The 24,000-nt window shown below is 71.4% G+C and carries 27 protein-coding genes; 18 read left to right on the forward strand and 9 right to left on the reverse strand.

The annotated features are described in order from the left end of the window. Nucleotides 1-70 precede the first annotated feature (70 nt). Nucleotides 71-1,873 carry a proteasome ATPase gene (arc, locus tag ACIA5G_RS47490; RefSeq protein ID WP_395935975.1) on the forward strand — a complete coding sequence of 601 codons (1,803 nt, stop codon included), beginning with the start codon at nucleotides 71-73 and terminating at the stop codon, nucleotides 1,871-1,873. A 51-nt stretch (nucleotides 1,874-1,924) separates the two neighbouring features. Here the strand turns inward: arc and ACIA5G_RS47495 are convergent, their stop codons facing one another. Then, nucleotides 1,925-2,845, reverse strand: a complete 921-nt coding sequence (locus ACIA5G_RS47495) for a DMT family transporter (protein WP_395935976.1) — start codon at nucleotides 2,843-2,845, stop codon at nucleotides 1,925-1,927. A 98-nt stretch (nucleotides 2,846-2,943) separates the two neighbouring features. Between ACIA5G_RS47495 and ACIA5G_RS47500 the strand changes: the two genes are divergently transcribed. Continuing rightward, nucleotides 2,944-3,789 (forward strand): DUF3626 domain-containing protein, encoded by an 846-nt coding sequence (locus ACIA5G_RS47500; protein ID WP_395935977.1) that lies wholly within the window; start codon nucleotides 2,944-2,946, stop codon nucleotides 3,787-3,789. On the opposite strand, the gene ACIA5G_RS47505 is transcribed toward ACIA5G_RS47500, so the two are convergent. Both ACIA5G_RS47505 and ACIA5G_RS47510 read right to left on the reverse strand, forming a co-directional pair. Then, nucleotides 3,766-4,659 carry a TIGR03620 family F420-dependent LLM class oxidoreductase gene (locus ACIA5G_RS47505; RefSeq protein WP_395935978.1) on the reverse strand — a complete coding sequence of 298 codons (894 nt, stop codon included), beginning with the start codon at nucleotides 4,657-4,659 and terminating at the stop codon, nucleotides 3,766-3,768. The two genes, ACIA5G_RS47500 and ACIA5G_RS47505, sit on opposite strands and share 24 nt — an antisense overlap. A gap of 68 nt (nucleotides 4,660-4,727) precedes the next feature. Beyond that, on the reverse strand, nucleotides 4,728-5,066 hold the full coding sequence (locus ACIA5G_RS47510) for an ArsR/SmtB family transcription factor (protein WP_395935979.1): 339 nt from the start codon (nucleotides 5,064-5,066) through the stop codon (nucleotides 4,728-4,730). 47 nt (nucleotides 5,067-5,113) lie between these two features. Here ACIA5G_RS47510 and ACIA5G_RS47515 point away from each other — a divergent pair, with 47 nt between their 5' ends. From ACIA5G_RS47515 to ACIA5G_RS47525, 3 genes are all read left to right on the forward strand, one after another. After that, nucleotides 5,114-5,452: a hypothetical protein gene (locus ACIA5G_RS47515; RefSeq protein WP_395935980.1), complete on the forward strand. Its 339-nt coding sequence runs from the start codon at nucleotides 5,114-5,116 to the stop codon at nucleotides 5,450-5,452. Continuing rightward, entirely contained in the window at nucleotides 5,449-6,390 is a 942-nt protein-coding gene (locus ACIA5G_RS47520; protein ID WP_395935981.1) for an aldo/keto reductase, read from the forward strand. The genes ACIA5G_RS47515 and ACIA5G_RS47520 overlap by 4 nt, the downstream gene beginning before the upstream one ends. 68 nt (nucleotides 6,391-6,458) lie before the next feature. Further along, nucleotides 6,459-7,058: a hypothetical protein gene (locus ACIA5G_RS47525; protein ID WP_395935982.1), complete on the forward strand. Its 600-nt coding sequence runs from the start codon at nucleotides 6,459-6,461 to the stop codon at nucleotides 7,056-7,058. On the opposite strand, the gene ACIA5G_RS47530 is transcribed toward ACIA5G_RS47525, so the two are convergent. Then, nucleotides 7,049-7,567: an NUDIX domain-containing protein gene (locus ACIA5G_RS47530; protein WP_395935983.1), complete on the reverse strand. Its 519-nt coding sequence runs from the start codon at nucleotides 7,565-7,567 to the stop codon at nucleotides 7,049-7,051. The two genes, ACIA5G_RS47525 and ACIA5G_RS47530, sit on opposite strands and share 10 nt — an antisense overlap. A 42-nt stretch (nucleotides 7,568-7,609) precedes the next feature. Here ACIA5G_RS47530 and dop point away from each other — a divergent pair, with 42 nt between their 5' ends. The 4 genes from dop (at nucleotide 7,610) to prcA (ending at nucleotide 11,249) form a co-directional block, all read left to right on the forward strand. Further along, nucleotides 7,610-9,112, forward strand: a complete 1,503-nt coding sequence (gene dop, locus ACIA5G_RS47535) for a depupylase/deamidase Dop (protein ID WP_395935984.1) — start codon at nucleotides 7,610-7,612, stop codon at nucleotides 9,110-9,112. Nucleotides 9,113-9,197: 85 nt separating this feature from the next. After that, on the forward strand, nucleotides 9,198-9,392 hold the full coding sequence (locus ACIA5G_RS47540) for a ubiquitin-like protein Pup (RefSeq protein ID WP_013226725.1): 195 nt from the start codon (nucleotides 9,198-9,200) through the stop codon (nucleotides 9,390-9,392). Between the two features lie 135 nt (nucleotides 9,393-9,527). Then, nucleotides 9,528-10,382, forward strand: coding sequence for a proteasome subunit beta (gene prcB / locus ACIA5G_RS47545; RefSeq protein ID WP_395935985.1), 855 nt, complete (start codon nucleotides 9,528-9,530; stop codon nucleotides 10,380-10,382). Between the two features lie 57 nt (nucleotides 10,383-10,439). Further along, nucleotides 10,440-11,249 carry a proteasome subunit alpha gene (prcA, locus tag ACIA5G_RS47550; protein WP_395935986.1) on the forward strand — a complete coding sequence of 270 codons (810 nt, stop codon included), beginning with the start codon at nucleotides 10,440-10,442 and terminating at the stop codon, nucleotides 11,247-11,249. A 68-nt stretch (nucleotides 11,250-11,317) separates the two neighbouring features. Here prcA and ACIA5G_RS47555 read toward each other — a convergent pair whose 3' ends face one another. Then, nucleotides 11,318-12,502, reverse strand: coding sequence for an alpha/beta hydrolase (locus ACIA5G_RS47555; RefSeq protein WP_395935987.1), 1,185 nt, complete (start codon nucleotides 12,500-12,502; stop codon nucleotides 11,318-11,320). Between the two features lie 103 nt (nucleotides 12,503-12,605). Further along, nucleotides 12,606-14,087, reverse strand: coding sequence for a bifunctional phosphatase PAP2/diacylglycerol kinase family protein (locus tag ACIA5G_RS47560; protein WP_395935988.1), 1,482 nt, complete (start codon nucleotides 14,085-14,087; stop codon nucleotides 12,606-12,608). A 143-nt stretch (nucleotides 14,088-14,230) separates the two neighbouring features. On the opposite strand from ACIA5G_RS47560, the gene pafA reads away from it, so the two are divergent. Together pafA and ACIA5G_RS47570 are read left to right on the forward strand one after the other, a co-directional pair. After that, nucleotides 14,231-15,589: a Pup--protein ligase gene (gene pafA / locus ACIA5G_RS47565; protein ID WP_364567011.1), complete on the forward strand. Its 1,359-nt coding sequence runs from the start codon at nucleotides 14,231-14,233 to the stop codon at nucleotides 15,587-15,589. A 115-nt stretch (nucleotides 15,590-15,704) separates the two neighbouring features. Further along, nucleotides 15,705-16,733: a WD40/YVTN/BNR-like repeat-containing protein gene (locus ACIA5G_RS47570; protein ID WP_395936163.1), complete on the forward strand. Its 1,029-nt coding sequence runs from the start codon at nucleotides 15,705-15,707 to the stop codon at nucleotides 16,731-16,733. Here the strand turns inward: ACIA5G_RS47570 and ACIA5G_RS47575 are convergent. Continuing rightward, nucleotides 16,730-17,428 carry an SDR family oxidoreductase gene (locus ACIA5G_RS47575; RefSeq protein ID WP_395935991.1) on the reverse strand — a complete coding sequence of 233 codons (699 nt, stop codon included), beginning with the start codon at nucleotides 17,426-17,428 and terminating at the stop codon, nucleotides 16,730-16,732. The genes ACIA5G_RS47570 and ACIA5G_RS47575 overlap by 4 nt on opposite strands. 21 nt (nucleotides 17,429-17,449) lie before the next feature. Further along, a complete protein-coding gene (locus tag ACIA5G_RS47580; RefSeq protein ID WP_395935993.1) occupies nucleotides 17,450-18,367 on the reverse strand; it encodes an NADP-dependent oxidoreductase in 918 nt (305 codons plus the stop codon). A 106-nt stretch (nucleotides 18,368-18,473) separates the two neighbouring features. Here ACIA5G_RS47580 and ACIA5G_RS47585 point away from each other — a divergent pair, with 106 nt between their 5' ends. The 7 genes from ACIA5G_RS47585 (at nucleotide 18,474) to ACIA5G_RS47615 (ending at nucleotide 23,387) form a co-directional block, all read left to right on the forward strand. Continuing rightward, complete coding sequence (locus tag ACIA5G_RS47585; RefSeq protein WP_395935995.1) at nucleotides 18,474-18,905, forward strand: winged helix-turn-helix transcriptional regulator; 432 nt, start codon at nucleotides 18,474-18,476, stop codon at nucleotides 18,903-18,905. A gap of 10 nt (nucleotides 18,906-18,915) precedes the next feature. Beyond that, the gene (locus ACIA5G_RS47590; protein WP_395935997.1) at nucleotides 18,916-19,899 is read left to right on the forward strand and encodes a helix-turn-helix transcriptional regulator; all 984 of its coding nucleotides are present in this window, start codon (nucleotides 18,916-18,918) and stop codon (nucleotides 19,897-19,899) included. Beyond that, a complete protein-coding gene (locus tag ACIA5G_RS47595) occupies nucleotides 19,896-20,876 on the forward strand; it encodes a helix-turn-helix transcriptional regulator (protein ID WP_395935999.1) in 981 nt (326 codons plus the stop codon). Before ACIA5G_RS47590 ends, ACIA5G_RS47595 begins: the two co-directional genes overlap by 4 nt. A 10-nt stretch (nucleotides 20,877-20,886) precedes the next feature. Further along, a complete protein-coding gene (locus ACIA5G_RS47600; RefSeq protein WP_395936001.1) occupies nucleotides 20,887-21,099 on the forward strand; it encodes a bacteriophage holin in 213 nt (70 codons plus the stop codon). 61 nt (nucleotides 21,100-21,160) lie between these two features. Beyond that, nucleotides 21,161-21,457, forward strand: coding sequence for a Sec-independent protein translocase subunit TatA (gene tatA / locus ACIA5G_RS47605; protein ID WP_395936003.1), 297 nt, complete (start codon nucleotides 21,161-21,163; stop codon nucleotides 21,455-21,457). An 86-nt stretch (nucleotides 21,458-21,543) separates the two neighbouring features. Beyond that, entirely contained in the window at nucleotides 21,544-22,506 is a 963-nt protein-coding gene (gene tatC / locus ACIA5G_RS47610; RefSeq protein ID WP_395936005.1) for a twin-arginine translocase subunit TatC, read from the forward strand. Continuing rightward, on the forward strand, nucleotides 22,506-23,387 hold the full coding sequence (locus ACIA5G_RS47615) for a diacylglycerol/lipid kinase family protein (RefSeq protein WP_395936007.1): 882 nt from the start codon (nucleotides 22,506-22,508) through the stop codon (nucleotides 23,385-23,387). Before tatC ends, ACIA5G_RS47615 begins: the two co-directional genes overlap by 1 nt. Before the next feature lie 6 nt (nucleotides 23,388-23,393). Here ACIA5G_RS47615 and ACIA5G_RS47620 read toward each other — a convergent pair whose 3' ends face one another. Continuing rightward, nucleotides 23,394-23,975 (reverse strand): hypothetical protein, encoded by a 582-nt coding sequence (locus tag ACIA5G_RS47620; RefSeq protein WP_395936009.1) that lies wholly within the window; start codon nucleotides 23,973-23,975, stop codon nucleotides 23,394-23,396. Nucleotides 23,976-24,000: the final 25 nt, after the last annotated feature.

A 24,000-nucleotide genomic window follows, 5' to 3' on the forward strand; every position in this document is an offset into this window, starting at 1 on the left:
TCCGGAAAGGCCTTTTCTTGTCGGTGATCGCCGGTACCGTGGAATGAAAAGCACTCCGAGGAGGTGCCCGATGCATCATGACCTTCCCGGAGGTCGGCGCGAGGAGGCCGACCCTTCAGCAACATCCGGAGCTGGGACGACGGCGGACGAGCAGGCTCGGCAGATCCGTTTTCTCGAGGAGGAAGTGGCGCTGCTGCGCCGCAAACTGACCGACTCGCCACGGCAGAACCGAGTTCTCGAACAACGACTCGCCGAGGCCTCGGAAAGGGTGAGCCAGCTCACCGAGCGGAACACCAAACTGGTCGAAACCCTGCGTGAGGCGCGAGGACAGCTCCTCGCGCTGCGTGAGGAGGTCGACAGGCTGGCCCAGCCACCGTCCGGGTACGGCGTCTTCGTGGAGGCGTACGAGGACAACACGGTGGACGTCTTCACGGCCGGCCGGAAGATGCGGGTGTCGGTTTCGCCCGCGGTCGAGATCTCGTCGCTGCGCCGCGGCCAGGCGCTGCGGCTCAACGAAGCGCTCACCGTGGTCGAGGGCGGCGGCTTCGAACGCACCGGCGAGGTGTGCGCGTTGCGTGAGGTGCTCGCACCGGACTCCGAGGGCGCGAGCCCGCGGGCGCTGGTGGTCGGGCACGCGGACGAAGAGCGGGTGGTCCTGCTCTCCGACCTGCTGGCCGAGCAGCCGCTCAAGCCGGGCGACTCGCTGCTGGTCGACTCCAAGGCCGGCTACGCGTACGAGCGCGTGCCGAAGGCGGAGGTCGAAGACCTGGTGCTGGAGGAGGTGCCGGACGTCCGCTACGAGGACATCGGCGGCCTCACCCGGCAGATCGAGCAGATCAGGGACGCGGTCGAGCTGCCGTTCCTGCATGCCGACCTGTACCAGGAGTACCAGCTGCGCCCGCCCAAGGGTGTCCTGCTCTACGGTCCGCCGGGCTGTGGCAAGACGCTCATCGCCAAGGCGGTCGCGAACTCGCTGGCCAAGAAGGTGGCGGCGGCGCGGGGCGACAACGAGGACGGGAAGTCCTACTTCCTGAACATCAAGGGTCCCGAGCTGCTCAACAAGTTCGTCGGGGAGACCGAGCGGCACATCCGCCTGATCTTCCAGCGGGCACGGGAGAAGGCCTCCGAGGGCACCCCGGTGATCGTGTTCTTCGACGAGATGGACTCGATCTTCCGGACCCGTGGGTCGGGCGTTTCGTCCGACGTGGAGACCACGATCGTCCCGCAGCTGCTGTCCGAGATCGACGGTGTCGAGGGCTTGGAAAACGTCATCGTCATCGGTGCCTCGAACCGTGAAGACATGATCGACCCGGCGATCCTGCGGCCGGGCCGGCTCGACGTCAAGATCAAGATCGAGCGTCCGGACGCCGAAGGCGCGAAGGACATCTTCTCCAAGTACCTGGCCGAAGGCCTGCCGATCCACGCCGACGACCTCGCCGAGTTCGGCGGGGACTCCAAGGCGACGTTCGACGCGATGATCCAGCACACCGTCGAGCGGATGTACGAGGAGAGCGACGAGAACCGGTTCCTCGAGGTGACTTACGCCAACGGGGACAAGGAGGTCCTGTACTTCCGTGACTTCAACTCGGGCGCGATGATCCAGAACATCGTGGACCGGGCGAAGAAGTCGGCGATCAAGTCGGTGCTGGAGACCAACCAGCCCGGCCTTCGTGTGCAGCACCTGCTGGACGCGATCGTCGACGAGTTCGCGGAGAACGAGGACCTGCCGAACACCACCAACCCGGACGACTGGGCCCGGATCTCCGGCAAGAAGGGCGAGCGGATCGTCTACATCCGCACGCTCGTCACCGGCAAGAACCAGGACTCGGGGCGGGCGATCGACACCGCCACGAACACCGGGCAGTACCTGTAGGACCGAACATCCGATGGGGCGGTCGCCGCGGCGACCGCCCCATCGGCGTGTCTAGCGGCGGACCAGTTCGGCTTCGGTCGTGCGTCGCGGTCGCTGGCGTCCGTGGGCCGCGAGAATGCCGAGCACCACCAGGAGCGCGCCGGCCGGCTGGTTCCAGCTCACCGGTTCGCCCAGCACGACCACGCCGAGCAGGACGCCGACCACCGGTGTGAGGTAAGTCACCGCGGAGGCGTTGGCCGCACCCCAGGCCGCGATGATCCGGACGTTCCAGACGTAGGCGATGCCGGTCCCGAAGACGCCGAGCGCGATCATGCTCGCCGCCACCGGCACGTCGAGGTGAACCGGTGTTGCGGCGACCGCCGGGGTCAGCAGGCCGAGGATCACCGTGGCCGAGCCGGTCTGGCCGAACGCGACGACGACGGGATCCACCCCACGCGGGGAGACGAACCGGCGCATATAGACGAAACACGCGCCGTAACACGTGGTGGCGCCGAGGCAGGCGAGCTGCGCCGTGAGCTGGTGCGAGACGTCGACCCCGTGCCACACCCCGACGATCGTGAGCACGCCGAGGAAACCGAGCGACAGGCCGAGCACGCGCGGCGGCGTGAACCGCTCCTCCGGCAGCGCCGCGGCGGCCAGCAGCATCGTGATGAGCGGCGTCGTGGCGTTGAAAATGCTGGCCAGACCGGACGAAATGTACTGTTCCGCCCACGAGAACAGCAGGAACGGCACCACGCACAGCAGCACCGAGACGACCGCGAGGTGGCCCCACAGCACGGGATCCCGGGGGAGCGGGCGCCGGCGCAGGAGCAGCACGACGGCCAGCGCGAGCGCGCCCAAAGCGACCCGCGCGAGGGCGACCTGGCCGGGGGAGAGCCCGCCCAGGCCCACCTTGATGAACAGGAAACTCGCACCCCAGACGACGGCCAGCAGCGCGAACCGCACCGTGACCCCGAATCCACCCGACCGCATGGGCGCAGTCAAGCCCGCGGACCGGCCCCGGGGCCAGCGGTTTTCGGACCTCTTGATTTCGTATAACGGCCTATACGTCTCGGGTTAGGATGCCGCCCATGGCTTCGGAGACGGAACCGTGGCGACGAGCGGTGGAGCACGTCGCGAGCCGCGTGGCGGGGCCGCCGCTGCCCGGCGACCTGGACGTCACCGTGCACTTCCACCCGGACCGCCTGGTCGGGGCGGTGTCATTGCTGCGGCACCTGGTTTCGGACGGCGTCTACCGCTCACAGTTCGAGACGGGGACGAGCAACGGCGGGCTGACCGCGTACCCCGGCGGCGACCGCTGGCGCTGGGAACACCGCATCTTCGGCGGCGCCTACGACGACGCGCCGGCGTCCGAGCGTCCGAAGTACGGTTCGCTCAACTACCGCCGCCGTCCGGCGGGCGGCTCGGTCCGGTTCGGCTCGTCCCACCTGCGGCTGAAGCGGGAAGTGCTCGCGCGCACGACGTTCTGCTACCCGGACAGCTTCCGGGAGCCGGAGAACTTCGGCACCGCCGAGCGCATGCCGTTGCTGCCGCTCGCCGAGGCGGACGTGCTGGACGAGCTCGACGACCACATCGAGGCCCACGTCCACGGCCCGCTCCGGCTGGCGTCCGATGTCGACGCGCTGGTGCTCGACCCGGCGTTCCGGGGGACCGTCGTCGAGGCGGCGGCCGCCGAACTGCCGTTCCCCACCCGCTGGCACCACGGGTTCCGGCTCCCGGTGGCCGTCCTGGCCGAGCACGCGGACTTCCGTGGCGAGGACGTCGTACGGGCCGGCAAGGAGATCGCCGAGGACGGCCGGCTCGACGCGCGCGTCATCGGCGACGCCGTCCGCGCCGGCCGGCACGATCCCCAGGTGCTGAAACGGGTGTGGCACTGCACCGCGCGGTTCGGCCTACGCGATGACGCCGGCGGGTAGCAGCGCTTCGGCGAGCCGCCGCCAGTGCGGCATGGCGGACTCGCCCGGTTCGACGCCGATCACCTGGATGCCCACGTGGTCGGCGCCCGCGTCGAGGTGCTCGCGCAGCTTGCCGGTGATCGTGTCGAGGTCGCCCCGGAACACGAGGTCGTCGACGAGCCGGTCGCTGCCGCGGCCGCCGTCGATGTCCGCTTCCGAGTAACCGAGCCGCCGGAACTTCGCGACGTTGTACGGCGAGGTGAGGTACGTGTGCAGGTGGGCGCGGGCGATTTCGCGCGCCTTGGCCGCGTCGGTTTCGAAGAGCACGGCGTGCTCGACGCCGAGGAACGGCGCGGCACCCAGGATCTCCCGCGCCTGGGCGGTGTGGTCCGGGGTCACGTGGTAGGTGTGCGCGCCCGCCGACCGGTCCCGGGCCAGCTCCAGCATCTTCGGGCCGTACGCCGCCAGCAGGCGTCGCATCGGCCCGCGCGGCGCGGGGCTGTCGCTCGTCGTGGCGTCCATGGCGTCGAGGTAGTCGTTCATCGCCTGAAGCGGCTTCGCACCGGGCTTCCCGGCGCCGAAGCCGAGGCCGAGCAGGTGACGGTCCGGGTACGCGTCGGCCAGCAGCTGGGCCGCGCCGTGCGTCCGGCGCGGCTCGCGGGACCCGATCTGCGCGATCCCGTTGACAACGGTGAGGCGTTCGGTGGCGGACAGCAGGAACCCGGCGTGGGTCAGGGCTTCCCGGCCGGTGCTCTCCGGGATCCAGACCGCCGGCCAGCCGAGTTCTTCCAGCTCCTGCACGGAGTCGCGGATCAGGCCGGCCGGCTGGTCCTCGAAGTCGAACGTCCAGATCCCGAAGCGGCCGAGCCGCATGCCTTCGATCGTGCTCATGAATCGAAGTATCGCAGAATTACGATATGAGTCAACCGGCGACGGCTCATCGAGGGGGAGGGGAGCCGTCAGAGGGAGTGGCCGAGCACCGCGACGAACTCGGCGATCCGGGCTTCGTCGCGCTTGTAGTGCGTCCACTTCCCGACGCGGGTCGCCTGCACCAGACCGGCGCGCTGCAGCGACGCCATATAGGCCGACACGGTCGACTGCGCGAGGCCGAGCTTCTCCTGGATGTGGCTCACGCACACACCGACCTCGACCGGGTCGGCGATCGCCCGGTCGACGGGGAAGTGCCGGGCGGGCTCCCGCAGCCACTGCAGCACCTGCAGCCGCACCGGGTTCGCGAGCGCCTTGAACACGTCGAGCAGCTGCTCGACGTCGGGCTGGGATTCGGCGCGTGTCGTCATGGCTGGGAGCGAGTATATCGGCGTATAACGACCTATACTCACGGGCTGTGAGCGAAGAAACTCGGCGGCCCCGTGCGCCGATCACCGAATCCGACGTCCTGGCGTGGCTGGAGACGACCGCCGCCGCCGTCGAAGCGGGGGAGGTGGGCGCCCAGGACCTCATCGACATCCTCGGCGAGCTCCGCCGGGCTTCCGCGGCCTGCGCCGACGCGTCCGACTGGGCGCTGCTCGCCGCCCGTGAAGGTGGCGCCAGCCTCCGCCAGATCGCGCCCGTCTTCGGCAAGGGGTACGTCCGGGCCCCGGCCGCGCGCCTCGAAAAGCTCCACCGCCAGGCGCAGAACTCCGACCAGTGGCTGGCCATCCTCCGGCACAAGGGAACGGCATGAGGAGCTCCGTGGGTCGCATCGCGCTGGGCTTGGCGGCGCTGGGCCGTCCCGCCTACATCAACCTGGGCCGCGACGGCGCGCTGCCGCCGGTGCGGGACGTCGCTTCGATGCGGGCCGCGACGTTCGCGGTGCTCGACGACGCGTACGCCGCCGGAGTCCGGCACGTCGACGTCGCCCGGTCGTACGGGCGCTCGGAGGAGTTCCTGGCCGGCTGGCTCGCCGAGCGTGGACACGCCGACGTCGAGGTCTCCAGCAAGTGGGGTTACGCCTACGTCGGGGACTGGCGGCTCGACGCCGAGGTGCACGAGGTGAAGGAGCACTCGGCGGCGCGGTTCGCCGCGCAGTGGGCGGAAACCCTGGCGCTGCTGGGCGATCGGGTGGGTCTCTACCAGGTGCATTCGCTCACTGTGGACAGTCCGCTGTTCACCGACCGGCCGCTCGTCGAGGCCCTGGCGGAGCTTTCCGCGAACGGCGTCGCGGTGGGGTTCTCGACGTCCGGGCCGGCGCAGGCCGGCGCGATCGAGCGGGCGTTCGCGCTGGAGGTGGCCGGGCGGCCGGTGTTCTCGGCCGTGCAGTCCACCTGGAACCTCCTCGAGCCGTCCGCCGGGCCCGCGCTGGCCGCGGCGCACGCGGCGGGAAAGCGGGTGCTGGTCAAGGAAACCCTGGCCAACGGGCGGCTCGCGGTCGAAGCGCCGGCCGTGGTGCGGGACGTCGCGGCGGCGCACGGGACCGGGCCGGACGCGGTCGCGGTGGCCGCCGTGCTGGCGCAGGACTGGGCCGGCACCGCGGTCATCGGCCCGGCGAGCCCGGCCCAGCTGGCCGCGAACCTCACCGCCACCACGCTTTCCCTGAGCACGGACGAGGAAGCGGCGCTGGCCGGGCCGGCGGAGAATCCGGGGGAGTACTGGCGTCACCGGTCCTCTTTGGGGTGGGACTGACCGGCTGCACTACTCTGCGCAGGCACAGACGGACTACGGGAGGGCCGGAGCAGGTGCGTCATCGCCAGGTGGTTGCCTTGGCCGCGGTCGCGTTGGTCGGCCTGACCGGTTGTGACGGGCCCGACCCGAACAACCTCGAGACGTACTACGACGATCCGTCTCCGTCGGCCTCGTCGGCCCCGGCCAGGACCGAAGTCCCGGTCAGCTCCGCGAAGGCCGCTCCGGTCACGCCGGCGGCGCCGGACCTCGGGCTGCTGGCCGAGCGGGCACTGCTGTCCGACGAGGACGTCGCCGAAGAAGGTGTGCAGCGAGGCTCTGGTGCGGCGTCGGGCTGCCTTTCGGACGACCCGGCGGCGGCCGGCCGGATCGCGAGCTGGCGCTACCCGAGCGGGTCGGTGCTGCGGCACCGGGTCGCCGCCTACCCGGACCAGCCGGGTGCGGACGTCGTGGCGAAGGCGGTGTGCACCGGGACCGAGGTGGACCTCCCGGCCCAGCCCGGCGTCGAGCGTCAGCGTGCCTGGTGCGAAGGCAAGACGTGCACGGTGTTGCTCGCCAAGGGAACTTTGGTGTCCGGGCTGACCGTGTCGGCGAGCACCGAGGCGCGGGCGATCGACGCGGCGAAGCGGCTGCTGCCCGCGATGACGGCGAAGCTGACAGCTCAGGCGTAGCGGCGGAACCACTCCTGGACGCCTTCGCGGCCGTCGGGGATGAAGGGGAGCTCCGGCGCCGGGTCGTCGATCCAGCTGCGGAGGTCGTCCAGCGGGATCCACCGGCCTTCGACGATCTCTTCGGCCTGGTGCCGGATCGGGCCGTCCCACCGCACCTCGAAGGCGAAGTTGTGGCAGCGGTTGTGGCCGTCGTCGTAGACCTTGGTGAACAGCGGAACGGGTTCCACCCCTTGGACGCCCAGCTCTTCGGCCAGTTCGCGGCGGGCGCACTCGGCCGGTGACTCGCCCGCGGCGACCACACCGCCGGCCCAGCAGTCCCAGGTGGACGGGAACACGTCCTTCGTGGCGGTGCGGAGGTGCACGTAGACCGCGTTTCCGTCACCCGAACGGACCAGTACGACACCGGCGGCGTGCCACAGTCCTTCCGCGCGGAGGCGGCTCCGGCGCGTCGCGCCGACGACCGAGCCGGCCTGGTCATAGAGGGCAACGAGTTCGTCACTGCCTGGCATGGGTGCATCGTTCCACTAGGGCGACCCCGTAGGGTGGTGGACATGCGGCGGATCATGGGAACCGAAGTCGAGTACGGCATCTCCGTGCCGGGCGACGCGACGGCGAACCCGGTACTCACCTCGACCCAGGTCGTGCTGGCCTACGCGGCGGCGGCCGACATCCCGCGCGCCCGGCGGGCGCGGTGGGACTACGAGGTGGAGTCCCCTTTGCGGGACGCGCGCGGCTTCGACCTGACCGGCCCCGGCGGGCCGGGGCACGACCCCGACGTCGAGGACCTGGGCGCGGCGAACGTCATCCTGACCAACGGGGCGCGGCTGTACGTCGACCACGCGCACCCGGAGTATTCGGCGCCCGAGGTGACGAACGCGCGCGACGCGGTCATCTGGGACAAGGCCGGCGAGCGGGTGATGGAGGAGGCTGCGCTGAAGGCGGCGTCCGTGCCCGGTCAGCCGCCGCTGCAGCTGTACAAGAACAACGTCGACGGCAAGGGCGCCAGTTACGGCACCCACGAGAACTACCTGTGCGCGCGCTCGACGCCGTTCACCGCGATCATCGCCGGGCTGACGCCGTTCTTCGTGTCGCGGCAGGTGGTGACCGGGTCCGGGCGGGTCGGGATCGGGCAGCAGAGCGAGGAAGCCGGGTTCCAGCTCTCCCAGCGTGCGGACTACATCGAGGTCGAGGTCGGCCTGGAGACGACGCTGAAGCGCGGGATCATCAACACCCGCGACGAGCCGCACGCGGACGCGGACAAGTACCGCCGACTGCACGTCATCATCGGTGACGCGAACATGTCGGAGTACTCGACGTACCTGAAGGTCGGGACGACGGCGCTGATCCTCGACCTGATCGAGTCCGGCATCCGGTTCGACGACCTGAAGCTGGACGAGCCGGTCAAGGCGGTCCACCAGATCAGCCACGACCCGACGCTGAAGGCGCAGGTTTCGCTGGCGAACGGCCGCAAGTACACCGGCCTGGACCTGCAGTTCGCCTACCACGAGATCGTGTCGCAGAACCTGGACCGCACCGACGCCGACCAGGCGTCGAAGGAGGTCCTCCGGGTCTGGGGCGAGGTGCTGGACGCGCTGGCGCGCGACCCGCAGGAGTGCGCGGACCGGCTGGACTGGCCGGCGAAGCTGCGGCTGCTGGAGGGGTACCGGCAGCGCGACAGCCTGGCCTGGGGCGCGCCGCGGCTGCGGCTGGTGGACCTGCAGTATTCGGACGTACGGCTGGCGAAGGGCCTGTACAACCGGCTGGTGACGCGCGGGTCGATGAAGCGGCTGGTGACCGAGGAAGAGGTGCTGGCCGCGGTGACGACCCCGCCGTCGGACACGCGGGCCTACTTCCGGGGCCGGGCGCTGGAGAAGTACGCGACCTCGATCGCGGCGGCCTCCTGGGATTCGGTCATCTTCGACGTCGGCAAGGAGTCGCTGGTGCGGATCCCGACGCTGGAGCCGTTGCGGGGGACGAAGGCGCACGTCGGCAAGTTGCTGGACGACTCGGCGACGGCGGAGGAGCTGGTGGAGGCGCTCACCGGTTCGGACTAGGCGGCACGCACGTCGATCGTGGCGTGACCCCGAATGTCGGGGCCGCTGGGTAGGCTAGGAAACATCAGCCACACCGGGAGGCGAGATGGCCCAGGAAAAGATCGAAAAGCACGGCGGCGGCGACTCTGACGAAGAGTTCGACGACACCGGCGCGGCGGGTCAGGAGCGGCGCGAGAAGCTCGGCGAGGACGTCGACACGATCCTCGACGAGATCGACGACGTGCTCGAGGAGAACGCCGAGGACTTCGTCCGGGCCTATGTGCAGAAGGGCGGCGAGTAGCCGCTCGGGGCGCTGCGCCCCAGCCGACCGTTCAGCCGGCGGCCGGGGTTCCGCGCGATGGTGACCGTGGTCCGGGTGGACCCCGTGTCGCCGGCGCGGAGCCGCGGCCCGCACAGATGGGATTTTTGAGCACGTATGGACAACACCAGGGGCATCTCGGGTCCCGCGCTGCCGGCCGCGTACTTCTCGTCGGCGTCGTCGTCGTTTTCGGACTTCCTGCGGGCGCAGGCGCCGGAGCTGCTTCCGGAGCGCCGGGTGGGCGGCAGCCTGACCGAGCTCGGCGTGCCGCACGGGACGACGATCGTCGCGTGCACGTTCGCGGGCGGTGTGCTGATCGCGGGTGACCGGCGGGCGACGTCGGGGAACCTGATCGCGAGCCGCGACATCGAGAAGGTACACGTCACCGACGAGTATTCGGCGGTGGGGATCGCGGGCACGGCCGGGCTGGCCGTGGAGATGGTGCGGCTGTACGCCGTGGAGCTGGCGCACTACGAGAAGATCGAGGGCGTTTCGCTGTCGCTGGACGGCAAGACGAACAAGCTGGCCGGGATGGTCAAGGCCAACCTCGAGATGGCGATGGCCGGGCTGGCGGCGATCCCGTTGTTCGTCGGGTACGACCTCGAGGCCGAGGACGCCAAGCACGCGGGCCGGATCGTCTCGTACGACGCCGCGGGCGGCCGGTACGAGGAAAACGGCGGGTACGCGGGCATCGGCTCGGGTTCGCTGTTCGCGAAATCCGCGCTGAAGAAGCTGCACGACCCGGACGCCGACGTCGAAGGCGCGATCCGGGTGGCCGTGGAGGCGCTCTACGACGCGGCGGACGACGACACCGCGTCGGGCGGCCCGGACCTGGTGCGCCGGATCTTCCCGAGCGTCGTGACCGTCACCGCCGAGCACGGCGCCGTCCAGCTGCCCGAGTCGGAGACGGCGGCGGTCGCGGAGGCCGTGGTGGCCGGGCGGATCGAGCGCCAGCAGCGCCGGCTGGCCTGACCGGGCCGGAGCTGAACCAGTGAACGATGGAACACCGAAAGACCTGGAGCGCACACCGTGACGATGCCGTTGTATGCCTCTCCCGAGCAGCTGATGCGGGAGCGTTCCGAGCTGGCGCGCAAGGGCATCGCGCGCGGCCGGAGCGTGGTGGTGCTGAAGTACTCGGGCGGGGTGCTGTTCGTGGCGGAGAACCCGTCGGCGACGCTGCACAAGGTTTCCGAGATCTACGACCGGATCGGGTTCGCCGCGGTCGGGCGCTACAGCGAGTTCGAGAACCTGCGCGTCGCCGGCATCCGGCACGCGGACCTCAAGGGGTACCAGTACGACCGGCGTGACGTGAGCGCGCGGGCGCTGGCGAACGCGTACGCGGCGACGCTGGGCAGCATCTTCACCGAGCAGCTGAAGCCGTTCGAGGTGGAGGTGTGCGTGGCGGAGGTCGGCGCGAGCGCGGCGGAGGACCAGCTGTACCGGCTGACCTACGACGGCTCGATCTTCGACGAGCCGCAGTACATCGTGATGGGCGGCCAGAACGAGAAGATCGCGGCGAAGCTGAAGGAGACGTTCGAGGACGGCCTGGACCTGCAGGCGGCCCTCGGCGTGGCGGTGGCCGCGTTGCGCACCCCGATCCAGCCGGCGGCGACGACGTCCGCATCGGCCGGTTCGTCGTCCACATCGTCCTCGGCGAGCGCGTCGGCCAACGGCGGCACCACCGAGACCGACCCGCCGATCAAGCTGGAGGTGGCGGTCCTGGACCGCGACCGCCCGCGGCGCGCATTCCGCCGGCTGACGGGCACCGCGCTGGACGCGCTGCTGCCGGTGCCGGACCCGCAGGGTGAAGAGCCGGAGGCGAAGCCGGAAGGCGAGTGAGTTTCTGAGCGGAACGGGGGCGTGGCCGGGTGGCCGCGCCCCCGTTTTTGTGTCCGCGAACGGCAGCTTCACGACGTGGCTGGGGACGTCCGGAAGTTCTGGTCGGCAAACGCCAGCAGGTACGGCAACGTCGCCCGAGCGGTGTGCCAGGTGTGGTTGAACCCGCGTTCCGCGTGGACAACGGCATCCTGACCACGAGCTCGCAGCGCATCGGCGATCCGGTGCGCAGTAGTGACGTCGGTGGGCGCGCCCGTGCCGACGGCCAGCATCACCGAGATCGGAGCGGTGAACTTCATCGTGGGCAGGTAGCGGCGCGGGGTGTTGGCCGCGATGGCGGCCTTGTCGCCGTTGAGGACGCCGACGGAGTCGTTGAGGTCGTCGTACGGCAGCGCGATCAGCAGGGTGGCGAACTCGTCCACGTGGTGGAGGCCGATGTTGAGCGCGCCGAAGCCACCGCCGGACATGCCGCCCAGGGCGCGGTGGGTGCGGTCGGCGAGGGTGCGGTAACGCTGGTCGATCGCCGGGACGACGGTGCGTGCGAGGTAGGTCTCCAGTTGCGGGCCGCCGGGGACGTCGAGGCATTCCCAGTCCGTGGCCGGGTTGCCGGCGGTCAGGTCGACGCTGACCACGATCATCGGCGCGATGACGCCGGCCTTCTGCAGCGCGAGCAGCGTGCCGGGCGCGTCGCCCGAGGTGAGCCAGTCGCGCGGGCCGCCGAAGGGGTAACCGTGGATCAGGTAGACGACGGGGTAACGACGCGCGGTGTCGGTGTTGTACCCGGGCGGCAGGACGACGTAGTTGCTGCCGGCCGGGATCGCGTGGGCGGGGTCGGGCAGGTTGACGACGTCGATCCGCTGCCCGGCGGCCGCGGGGGTGCCCGGTCCGGGGTGGGGCGCGGAGGACGGGGCTTCCTTGTCGTCGTCGAGCAGGCGGCCGGCGAGGTTGACCACGCCGGGCCCGCGCTGGAGGAGCCGCGCGAGGTCGTCGGAGGTGCGCACGTACCCGACGTAGCTGTTCAGGGCAGTGACCGCCGCGAGCAGCAGGAGGACGCCGAACGCGGTGAACCCCCAGCGTCGTACCCGGCGCCGGTGCGCGAGCGCGATCACGGCGGCGAGCACGGCGACGGCGGCCGAGGCGAGGCCGAGCCAGATGAACGGCGACTCCAGCGGGCCGAGATCACGGGCGCGTGCCGTGACGTCGCCGGGCAGCACCGGATCGGTCGCCGCCCGGTGGACGACGCTCGCCAGGTCCATCGATCCCCCACTAGTCCCCTGGCCGCGGGCAGGATCGCCCGCACCTCGAAACCGAAGCTAGCCAGGGGTGCCTGTGGGTTCGTTGAGAGAACGTAAAGCGCGGCTAAAGCCGGTAGATGGTCAGGGCGCTGGGGCGGGACCGGAAGCGGAACCGGTTGCCGAGCGGGCCGACCTCGCCGTCGGTGGCGACGCGGCGGTTGCCGTCCAGGAGCTCGACGTCGAGCTCGGGCAGGTCGAGCTCCTGGTAGACGTGGCTGGCGGCGAGGGTCCGGGTGATCATCGCCAGCAGGAACCGGGCGCGCGAGTAGGGCAGGTCGGCGCGCAGGTAGCGGATGTCGAGCAGGCCGGTGTCGAGCGCGGGCCGCCGGCTGGGCGCGAAGCCCTTCGGCGCGTACGTGCCGTTGCCGACGAACAGCAGCCAGACCTGGGTGAGCTTGCCGTTGAGCCGGACGGTCAGCGGCTTGGCGTTGCGCAGTGTCCGGGTCAGCGCGATCGCCGCCGAAGGCCACTTCGGGTGCTTCTCCTGCAGCTTCTCGCGGAGCCGGACCATCTCCGGGTAACCGCCCAGGCTCGCGGTGTTGACGAACCAGCGGTGGTCCCGGCCGCCTGCCCCGTCGATTTCGACCTCGCCCAGGTCGATGCCGACGGCGTTGCCGACCTCGGTCGCCGCGTCGGCGTCGGGCATGGAGCTGACGCCGATGTCGCGGGCGAAGTGGTTGAGCGTGCCGGCCGGGATCAGCGCGAGCGGCAGGTCGCGTTCGGCGGCCACCGAGGCGATCGCGGCGACGGTGCCGTCCCCGCCCGCGACGCCGAGCGCGCGAACCGTGCCGCGGGCGTCGATCTCGGCTTCGAGCTGGGCCCGCAGGTCCTGGTCGGGGTCCGGGTAGAGGATCTCCGCCTTGGGCCAGGCGTACCGGGCGTCTTCGGTCGGGTCCTGGCCGTTCACCCCGGAGTTGGGGTTGACCAGCACGAGCATGTCCTCGCCGTCGACCATCTCGGGCGCGTCCGCGTCGTGGGCGGTGCGGCCCGGGACGTCGTCGTGCAGCGGCCACCAATGCCGGGTCGCCAGGCCCACGCCGGTCCCGATCGCGAGACCGACGCCGACGTCGGAAGGCCAGTGGACACCGGTGTGGACACGCGAGTACGCGACGGCGAGGGCCAGGGGAGCGACGGCGAGCCCGGCCCGCGGGGACTCCATGGCCACGGCGGTCGCGAAGGCCGCGGCGGAGGCGGAGTGCCCGGAGGGGAACGACGAGGACGTCGGGCGTTTCCGCAGGCGGCGGTGCGCCGGCACCTCCTCCTCGGCCGGGCGGCGGCGAGGGAACAGCGGCTTCCCGATGAGGTTGGCGGCGGCGCTGGCGCCGGCGATCGCGACGACGCCGCGCAGCGCCCCGCGGCGGGTCGCGCCCTTGCGGGTGGCCAGCAGGGCCGCGACGCCCCACCACAGGCGGGACTTGTTCGCCGACCGGGAGAGCGCCATCAGCGCGTCGTCGGCCTTCGTCGCCGGCAGCGCGGCGCTCCGCCGGATCAGGGCACGGTCGGTCCGGCCGACCTGCCGGAAGGCCTGGATGAGCTGGTGTGTCAAGGAGTCGCCTTCCCCGAAGTCGTCAAGAGCACTGCTTCAATCGTGCCTGATTCGGGGAGTTTTCACCGTCTGTGGCGCACTGGGGGCGTGTCGACGCCCGAACGGCGCACCTTAGGAGGGGGTGCAGCGCCTACTCTGGTGGGATGCAGCGGCGGATCTTTGGCATCGAGACCGAGTTCGGGGTCACGTGCACCTTCCACGGCCAGCGCAGGCTCTCTCCCGACGAGGTGGCGCGCTACCTCTTCCGGCGGGTCGTCTCGTGGGGCCGTTCTTCGAACGTTTTCCTGTCGAACGGCTCCCGGCTCTACCTCGACGTCGGCTCGCACCCCGAGTACGCGACGGCCGAGTGTGACGACCTGGTGCAGCTCGTCACGCACGACAAGGCCGGCGAGCGGATCCTCGAGGACCTGCTCGTCGACGCCGAGCGTCGGCTGGCCGACGAGGGCATCGGCGGCGACATCTTCCTGTTCAAGAACAACACCGACTCGGCGGGCAACTCGTACGGCTGTCACGAGAACTACCTGGTGACCCGCGCGGGTGAGTTTTCCCGCATTGCGGACGTGCTGCTCCCGTTCCTGGTGACCCGCCAGCTCATCTGCGGCGCCGGCAAGGTGCTGCAGACCCCGCGCGGCGCGGTCTACTGCCTCTCCCAGCGTGCGGAGCACATCTGGGAGGGCGTCTCCAGCGCGACGACCCGGTCGCGGCCGATCATCAACACCCGCGACGAGCCGCACGCCGACGCCGAGCGCTACCGGCGCCTGCACGTCATCGTGGGCGACTCGAACATGGCCGAGCCGACGACGATGCTCAAGGTCGGCTCGGCGAACCTGGTCCTCGAGATGATCGAGGCCGGCGTCCAGTTCCGCGACTTCACCCTCGACAACCCGATCCGCGCGATCCGCGAGATCAGCCACGACCTCACCGGCCGTCGTCAGGTGCGGCTGGCCGGCGGGCGCGAGGCGTCGGCGCTGGACATCCAGCGCGAGTACCACGCCCGCGCGGTGCAGCACCTCAAGGACAACGGGTCGACCCCGGCGAACGAGCGGGTCGTCGAGCTGTGGGGCCGGGCGCTGGAAGCGGTCGAGCAGCAGGACTTCGGCAAGATCGACACCGAGATCGACTGGGCGATCAAGCACCGGCTGGTCGAGCGCTACCGGCACAAGCACGACCTTGACCTCTCCAGCCCCCGGATCGCGCAGCTCGACCTGGCCTACCACGACATCCGCCGCGGCCGGGGCATCTTCGACCTGCTGCAGCGGAAGGGCCTGGTTCGCCGGGTCACCGACGACGGCGAGATCGAGGCCGCCAAGGACACCCCGCCGCAGACGACCCGGGCGAAGCTGCGCGGCGACTTCATCGCCGCGGCCCAGGCCGCCGGGCGCGACTTCACCGTCGACTGGGTGCACCTGAAGCTGAACGACCAGGCCCAGCGCACGGTGCTGTGCAAGGACCCGTTCCGCTCGGTCGACGAGCGCGTGGAACGCCTGATCAGCTCGCTCTGACCTTGAAGCCGTGAAGGGCACCTTCAGGGACGTGATGTCCCCGAAGGTGCCCTTCACGGCGTTCGACACTACGAAAGTAGCTGGACCGGTGCGGCAGGATCGCCGCATGCGTGTCGTGCGTGTGGTGCTTCTCGTAGTCGGTCTTCTCGTGGCATTGGCGGTGCCGGCGTCGGCAGGAGGGCACCTGCCGAAGTGGGAGCTGACGCCCACCGGCGTGACCGCCCAGTTCCGCGGCCTGTCCGCCGTGAGCGCGCGGGTCGCGTGGGTCAGCGGCACCCAGGGCACCGTCCTGCGCACCACCGACGGCGGGACGACCTGGAAGTCCGTCGGCCCGCCGGACACCGCGAGTCTCGAGTTCCGCGACATCGAGGCCTTCGACGCCGACCGCGCGGTGATCCTCTCGATCGGCCCCGGGACCGACTCCCGCGTGTACCGGACCGACGACGGCGGCAAGCACTGGCGCCAGACGTTCCAGAACACCGAAGCCGCCGCGTTCTACGACTGCCTGGCCTTCTTCGACCCCTGGCGCGGCCTCGCGATGAGCGACCCGGTCGACGGCCGGTTCCGCGTCCAGGCCACCTTCGACGGCGGCCGCAGCTGGCGCCAGGTCCCCGACAGCGGGTTCCCGCCCGCGCTGCCCGGTGAGGCCGGGTTCGCCGCCAGCGGCCAGTGCATCACCACCGCCGGCCCGTTCGACGCCTGGCTCGCCACCGGCGGCGGCGCCACCGCGCGCGTCCTGCACTCCGGCGACGGCGGCCGCCACTGGACCGCCTCCAACACGCCGCTGCCGAGCAGCCCGTCCGCCGGCGTCTTCGCCCTCGCCTTCCGCACCCCGGGGCAGGGTGTCGCGATCGGTGGTGACTACGCGAACCCGGCCGCGCCCGGTCCGGCCGTCGCGCTCACCAGGGACCGCGGCCGCACCTGGACCACCCCGGGCCAGTACCCCGCCGGGTACCGCTCCGGGCTGGCCTGGCGCGGCGGCAGTGTGCTCGCCGTCGGCCCCGGCGGCAGCGACCTCAGCCCCGACGGCGGCCGGCACTGGACGCCGTTCGACACCGGCAGCTTCGACAGCGTGGACTGCACGGTGCCGGGCAGCTGCTGGGCCAGTGGCGTCCAGGGCCGCGTTGCCCGCCTGAGCCGTTAGAGCACCTGGCCGGTCGGGCGGACCATGATCTCGTTGATGTCGACCGACGGCGGCTGCTGGAGCGCGTAGAGCACCGCGCGGGCGATGTCGTCCGGCTCGAGCTTCGGCTTCTTGCGCTGCTCGTCGTCGAGGATGTCGGTGTCGGTGATGCCCGGGTTGACGAGCGTGACCCGCACGCCGGTGCCGACGGCCTCCTCGCGGATCGACCCGGCCAGCCCGGTCACCGCCCACTTCGTCGCCGAGTAGAGGCTCGCGTTGCGGATGAAGCGGCCGGCGACCGAGCCGGTGATCACCAGGTGGCCCGACGACTCCGCCAGCGCGGGCAGCGCCGCCCGCGCGGTGTACGCCGCGCCGAGCACGTTGGTGCGGACCATCTCAGCCCACTGCTCCGGGTCGTCGCCGCCGGTGCCGAAGAACGACGTCCCGACGCCGATCCCGGCGTTGGCGAAGGCCGCGTCGAGCCGTCCGAAACGCTCGACGGCCTGGGTGACGGCTCTGGAGATACTTGGCCAGTCCCCGACGTCGGCGCCGAGCGCCAGCGCCCGGTCTTCACCCAGTTCGGCCGCCAGCGAGGCGGCGGACTCGGCCTTGCGCGCCACGAGCGCGACCTTGAACCCGGAGGCGGCGGCCAGCCGTGCGGTCGCGGCGCCGAGCCCGCGCGAGGCGCCGGTGATGAGGAGAACACGTTCATCCATGCGACCCAGGCTAGGCACGGATCACGGGGTCAGCACGAGCCGGCCGCGCAGCCCACCCGCGGCCAGCCGTTCGTGGGCGGTCGCCGCCGCGGAAAGCGGCAGCACGTCCGCGACCCGCAGCGGGAGGACACCAGCCGAAGCGAGCCGGGCCAGTTCGGCCAGCCGGGGGCCGTCCGCGCGGATCCAGACGCTGCGCACCCGGACCCCGCGCAGCGGGATCGGCGCGGCGCCCGCGGCGAAGGCGACGAACTCACCGCCGCCGCGGACCGCGTCGAGCGCGTCCAGGCCGAGCAGCGCGGTGTCCAGGACGGCGTCGGCTCCGCCCGGCACCAGCGCGCGCACCCGGTCGCCCAGGGCCGGCCCGCGCGGCACGAACTCGTCCGCACCGAACCGGCGGACCAGCGCCTCGTCGCTCTCGGAAGCCACCGCCACCACGCGGAGCCTGCGGGCGTGCGCCAGCGCGACGGCGTACCCGCCGACCGCGCCCCCCGCCCCGGTGACCAGCACCGTCCCGGTGGTTTCGACGAGGTCGAGCGCCTGGGCCGCGGTCAGCGCGTTGAGCGGCAGGGTCGCCGCCTCGGCGGGGGAGACACCGGCCGGAGCCGGAGCCACCGCCGAGGCGTCCAGCACGACCTGCTCGGCGTAGGCGCCGAGCGGGGTGGCGATGCGGTCGCGCAGGCCGATCACCGCGGTACCCACCTCGAAGCCCGAGCCCGCGTCGACCACACCGGCGACGTCCCAGCCGAGGCCGAGCACCTCCCGCGGCGGGATCACGCCGGCCCCGGTCAGGATCCCGGCGCGGGTCGCGACGTCGACCGGGTTGACCGCGGCCGCCGCCACCCGGATCCGCACCTGCCCGGGACCCGGCTCCGGCGTCGGCACTTCCACGGGCTCCAGCACCTCCGGACCACCGAACCGGCGGACCACGATCGCACGCATCTTCGTCTCCTTCGCAGGTCGGACCTTCCCCGCGAACGTATGGGGAGCTACTCTCCATCGGGAAGTACGCACCCGAAGGTGCCCACCGCACGAGGAGGTTCGCCCGGTGCCCACGCGCACGGCGGAACAGCGGCGGCAGGCCGAGAAGGCCGCCTACGACGCCTATCTCGCGGCCTGCCCCACCCGGAAGCTGCTCGACGAGATCGCCGGCAAGTGGGTCAGCCTGATCCTCGTCGCGCTCGGTGACGGCCCGCAGCGCTACAGCGACCTTTCGCGGCGCATCGCCGGGGTCAGCCAGAAGATGCTCACCCAGACCCTGCGGGTGCTCGAACGCGACGGCCTGGTGCGCCGCGAGGTGACCCCGTCGGTGCCCGTCCGCGTCGACTATTCCCTTACGCCACTGGGGGAAAGCCTGCGCGCGCTGATGTCGGCGTTCAAGGACTGGGCCGAGGTCAACTTCGACGCCGTGGACGCCGCCAGGACCGATTACGACGCGCGCACCCCGGACCTCACGATCGGGCCGGGCGGCGCGGGCTAGGCTCTACCGGGTGTCCACCGCACGCGCCGAACGGCTGGTCAATCTGGTGCTGGCCCTCCTGTCCACCCGGCAGTACCTCACTGCCGAGCGGATTCGCGGCATCGTGCCCGGATACGGCGACGCGGCCAGCGACGACGCCTACTTCCGGATGTTCGAACGGGACAAGACCGAGCTGCGTGAGCTCGGCATCCCCTTGGAGACCGGCCGCAACTCCGCCTTCGACGCCATCGAGGGTTACCGCATCGCCCGCCGCGACTACGAACTCGGCGAGATCGACCTCGCCCCCGACGAAGCCGCGGCCGTCGCGCTGGCGTCCCGGCTGTGGGACTCCCCGGAGCTGACCGGGCAGGCGCAGGGCGCGCTCGTCAAGCTGCGCGCCGCCGGCCTGGAGGTCGACGACCAGGCGCCCACCGTCGTCGAGCCGCGCGTGCGTGCGGAACCGGCGTTCGGGCCGCTGCTGGCCGCGGTGCAGAACGGCCAGGCCGTGCGCTTCGAGTACCGCCGCAGCGGCTCGCCGGAACGCATGATGCGGACCCTCGAGCCGTGGGGCGTGGTGTCCTGGAAGGCCCGCTGGTACGTCGTCGGACACGACCGCGACCGCGGCGCCACCCGCTGTTTCCGCCTCTCCCGGGTCACCGGCCAGGTGCGGCCGGTCGGCAAGCCCGGCGCCGTGCAGCGCCCCGAAGGCGTCAATCTCCTCAAGCTGGTGTCGGTCACCAGTGACGCCGAACCGGCGCCGGTGACCACCGCGCGGCTGTGGGTCGCCGACGGCCGCGCCGCCGGGGTCCGCCGGCGCGGCACCGTGCTCGGCCGCTGCACGGTCGACGGCGAAGAAGGTGATCTCGTCGAGATCGGGCTCTACTTCCCGGAGTCGGCGGCCGACTGGATCACCGCGCAGGGCCCCGACGTCGTGGTGCTCGAACCCGACGTGCTGGCCAAGACCGTCCAAGATCGGCTCGAAGCCGTCGTCGCGCGGCAGGGGAGCGCACTGTGAGCGGCTCGACCGACCGGATGCCGCGGCTGCTGGCGCTGGTGCCCTACCTGCTGGCGCGCCCGGGTATCCGCGTCGACGAGGCGGCGCACGACTTCGACGTGACACCGAAGCAGCTGCGCAAGGACCTCGAGCTGCTGTGGATGTGCGGGCTGCCGGGGTACGGGCCCGGCGACCTGATCGACCTGTCCTTCGAGGGGGACACGATCGTCGTCACCCACGACGCCGGGATGAACCGGCCGTTGCGGCTCACCGGCGGCGAGGCGACCGCGCTGCTGGTCGCGCTGCGGGCGCTGGGGGAGACCCCGGGTGTGGTCGACGGCGACGCCGTCCGCCGGTCCATCGCCAAGATCGAGTCCGCCGCCGGACAGGCCCAGCCCGCCGGGGTGGTCGTCGGCGGGGGAGTGCGCGAGGGCAAGAAGACCGCGCGGACCCGCGAAGAGGTCGCCCGGGCCCTGCAGGACGGCCGGGCGCTGAGGATCCGCTACTACACCGCGTCCAAGGACCAGGTCACCGAGCGCACGGTCGACCCGATGAGGCTGCTCATCGTGCAGGCCGTCGGGTACCTGGAGGCCTGGTGCCGCCGCGCCGAGGGTGTCCGGCTGTTCCGGCTCGACCGGATCGACGAGCTGACCGTGCTCGACGAGCCGTCCCGGCCGCCCGCGCACGCCCACCCGACCGACATTTCCGACGGCGTCTTCCGCGAGCGTCCCGATCAGCGGGAAGCCGTGCTCGTCCTCGATCCGGACGCACGCTGGGTAGCCGAGTACTACCCCTGCGAGGAGCTCGACGAGCTCGACGGCGGCCGGCTGCGCATCCGGATGCGGTACGCCGACCAGTCCTGGATGGTGCGCCTGGTGCTGGGTCTGGGCGGGGAAGCGCTGGTGGAGAGCCCGGCGGACCTCGCGTCGGACGTCGGACGCCGCGCCGCCGACGCGGTGGCCCGAGCCCGTCACCTTCCGTCAACCTGCGACCACTAGGGTGATCGACGTGCCGTACCTGCCCACCGTCGTGCTCGTCGCGATCGGCCTGCTGCTGCTCGTGCTCCTGCTGGTGCGGACCATGAAGGTCTTGCGTGGTTTCAAGCAGACCGCAAGCATGGTGGCTACGAACACCCAGGACCGGGCGGGGTTGATCCGCGCCCGGTCGGCTGCGCTGCGGGTCGCCTTCGCGGAGCGCCGCCGGAAACCGGAAAACCAGTAACATCCCTACCAGACGCAGATAGGAGGCCATCTTGTTCGCCAACGGATTGCAAGGATGGCATTTGATCATCTTGGTGCTGCTCGTCGTGCTGCTGTTCGGGGCCAAGCGGCTTCCCGATGCGGCGCGGTCGATCGGCAAGTCCATGAAGATCTTCAAGGCCGAGACCAAGGACCTCGCGGGCGACAAGAGCGCCTCGCACGAGGACGCCGAGCCCGTCGAGACCAAGCAGATCCCGGCCACGCCCGTCGCCCCGCCGGCGACCGCCGCGACCGACCAGCAGGTCGCCGACCTCCAGCGGCAGCTCGACGAGCTGAAGAAGCAGCAGTCCGCCGACCAGCCGCAGAAGAACGCCAGCTGAGCGGTTAGGCCACACCCGGTCCCTGGTCCACGGAGCGCGCCCCAGCCGGCGCGCTCCGGCGGACACCGACGAGAACGGAACATCCCGTGGCGGAACCCGCCTCCGGAAACGGCGACAGCCGCCGGTCGAAGCGGCGCCAGCGCAGCCGTCGCAAGAACCCCGACGGCACGATGACGCTCATCGAGCACATCTACGAGTTCCGCCGCCGCCTGGGCTTCGCGCTGCTCGCCGTCGTCGTGGGCGGCATCCTGGGCTTCTTCTGGTTCAGCACCAAGGTGGGGCCGATCCCGTCGCTCGGCGAGATCGTCAAGGACCCGTACTGCGCCATCCCGCCGGATCGGCGGCTCAACGGCTACCAGGGCTGTCAGCTCCTGCAGACCGTGCCGTTCGAAGCCTTCATGATCCAGCTGAAGGTCGGCCTCGCGGCCGGCGCCGTGCTGTTCTCGCCGGCGTGGCTGTACCAGGTCTGGGCGTTCATCGCGCCCGGTCTCTACACCAAGGAACGCAAGTACGCGCTGACCTTCGTCGGGTTCGCGTCGGTGCTGTTCGCCGCCGGCGCGGTGCTGGCGTACATGCTGTTCCCGCACGCCCTGCAGCTGCTGATGGGCTTCGGCCAGGACGAGTTCGTCACGGCGCTGACCGCCGACAAGTACATCTCGTTCATGCTGTCGCTGCTGATCATCTTCGGGATCAGCTTCGAGCTGCCGCTGCTCGTGGTGATGCTCAACCGCGTCGGCGTGGTCAAGTACCGGCAGCTGAAGAAGTGGCGCCGCGGCATCGTGTTCGCGCTGTTCGTCTTCGCCGCCTTCGTCACCCCGGGCTCGGACCCGTTCTCGATGCTCGGCCTGGCCGGCGCGCTGACCGTGCTGTTCGAGCTGTCCGTCCAGCTCGCCCGGGTGCACGACCGCAAGAAGGACCGCGAACGCGCGGACGAGGGCTGGGACCAGCTCGCGGACGACGAAGCGGCGCCCTTCGACTACACGCCGAGCAAGGTCGACGACGCGCCGACCACCTCCGGCGGCCGGTCGAGCACCGACGACGTCACGTAGTGGGGATCCACGCCGCGCTCGCCGTGCACCCGGCTTCGGGGCACGGCGCGGCCGCCCGGATCGCCGACACCGTCGCGGAGCGCCTGCGCACCGCCGTGGACCGGCTTGACGTCCTGGTGGCCAACTCCGTCGAAGAGTCCCGTGAGCTGATGCGGACGTCGCACGACGCGGGTCTCGACGTCCTGATCGTGCTCGGCGGTGACGGCGCCGCCCACCAGGGTGTCCAGTTCTGCGCCAACCACGACGTCGCCCTCGGGCTCGTCCCGGCGGGCACCGGCAACGACTTCGCCCGCGCCCTCGGCGTCCCCGGCGAACCGCTGCCGGCGGTCGACGCGCTGGTGGCGGCCCTGCGCTCGGGCGCCCGCCGGCGGATCGACCTCGGCCGCGTCGGCGACACCTGGTTCGCGACCGTGCTGTGCGCGGGCTTCGACGCGAGTGTCAACGAACGCGCCAACCGGATGCGCTGGCCGTCCGGCCCGCGTCGTTACGACGTCGCGATCCTTGCCGAGCTGGCCGCGTTCCGCTCCCGCCCGGTGGTCGTCGACACCGGCACGGAGCGGCTGGAGCTCGACGCGACCCTGGTGGCGGTCGGCAACACCCGCTTCTACGGCGGCGGCGTCCCGATCTGCCCGACGGCCGACCCCGAGGACGGCGTCTTCGACGTGACGGTGGTCGGGGACGTCAGCCGCCGGGGCCTGATCCGCATGCTCCCGGGCCTGCGCACCGGCAAGCACCTCACCCACCCCGCGGTCCGCACCCTGCGCGCCCGCTCGGTCTCCCTGACCGGCAACACCTGGCCCGCCTACGCCGACGGCGAGCCACAGGGCAACGTGCCGGTGACGATCAGCTGCGTCCCGGGCGCGCTGACAGTCCTGGCCTAGCCGGCCCTAGCGGTCGTAACCGCCCGCCCGCGCCACCAGCTGCCGGAAGTGCTCGGGCGTCAAGAGCCGCTCGGCCCGCGCGTCGGCGAAGTACACGCCGCCGCAGCGGTGGCAGAACCAGCCCTGCTCCCACACCTGCTTCGCGGCCGGCACCCCGCGCCGCTGCCGCCGGTGCGCCCGCAGCCGCCGGACGTACAGCCACACCAGCATCCCGACCGCGACGAACACGCACAGCGAAGGCAGCGAGATCACCGCGATCCCCAGCACCTTCGCCCCGGCCCCGCCGGGCGGCGGGTCGTCGACCGCCGACAACGGCAACAGCAGGAAACAGCTCCCGACCAGCACCAGCGCGATCACCGCGGCCACCAGCCCACCGTTGCGACGGGGGAGCGGGAACGGATCGAGCGCCCGCGCCATCCCGGTCACCGTAACCCCCGAGACCTGACTGCTGGTGTAGATCACCCCGTCCCCGGCCGGCACCGCCACCATCGGCCCCTGACCGCGGTAGAACGAATGCCCGCCGTGATACACCGCGGGCACGTGCTGCACCTGGTCCAGCAGCCCGCAGCTCGGACACGGTTCGGTCATCACCCGCCCACCTCCCGCCGTCATG

Origin of the sequence: Amycolatopsis sp. NPDC051758 (genome assembly GCF_044453095.1) — a bacterium.
Classification (GTDB): Bacteria; Actinomycetota; Actinomycetes; order Mycobacteriales; family Pseudonocardiaceae; genus Amycolatopsis.